The sequence below is a fragment of the Flavobacterium zubiriense genome (genome assembly GCF_041729725.1).
Lineage (GTDB): Bacteria > Bacteroidota > Bacteroidia > Flavobacteriales > Flavobacteriaceae > Flavobacterium > Flavobacterium zubiriense.
In genome coordinates, this window is the sequence record NZ_JBCFQL010000030.1 from 1 (window position 1) to 946 (window position 946).

The 946-nt window shown below is 38.1% G+C and carries 1 pseudogene; it reads right to left on the reverse strand.

Going from position 1 to position 946, the window contains the following annotated elements:
* A pseudogene (locus AAGV28_RS15395) lies at positions 1 to 946 on the reverse strand (hypothetical protein); the annotation flags it as partial.

Genomic DNA, 946 nt, shown 5'->3' on the forward strand with positions numbered 1-946 from the left:
AAAGCGATTCCACCTTCAAAACCGTTGATAGCAGCAGGAGCTACATCATCAATAGCTTCGATAAGTGGCGCATTTACAGGGATCGTTACAGTAGCTGAATCACAATTGTCAGGGAATTGTTTGTCACATATTTTATATTCAATTGAATAAGTACCTGCAGGAGTTCCTGTAGGAACGGATATTTGTCCTGTACTTATATCTAAAATTGGTACTAAAGCACCAACTGTATTAGGGGTTGCAGGAGTTACTATTGTTAGATTAACTTGGTCAATTATCGCAGCTACTCTATTTACAGTATCTGGTGTGTTTCCTGAATTCGGGTTGCTTAATAATACATTTCCAGCATTGGCATTTCCACTAGTTCCATTAGATGTAGCTAATAAGTCATTTACAGCATCTATTTCTGGAGCCGCATTAATAGTAACGTTAGCAGTTGCTTCACAACCATTAGCATCAGTTACTTTATAAGTATATGTTCCAGCAGTTAAATTAGTTGTGGCAGGATTAGTTGGGTTGTAATTATATGTTCCAGTACCTCCAGTTGTGTTTAAAACTACACTTCCAGTTCCTCCATAATAAGTAATTTGAGTAGCTGTTGCATTTAGTATTAATTCAGCAGGAGCTGCATTGATAGTAACCGTTATAGATTTAGAACAACCATTAGCATCAGTAGCCGTATAAGTATATTCGCCAGCCGCTAAGTCAGTAGTTGCAGTATTATTGAAAGTAATGTTTCCAGTTCCACCAGTTGGAGTACTTAAAACCACCGATCCTTTTTCACCTGCACATTTAGGTTGAGTTGGAGTTGCTGTGAAAGCAATTGCATCAGGAGCAGCATTGATGGTTACTGTTATCGATTGAGTACAACCATTAGCATCCGTAGCCGTATAAGTATAATCACCCGCAGCTAAGTCAGTAGTTGCAGTATTATTGAAAGTAATGTTTC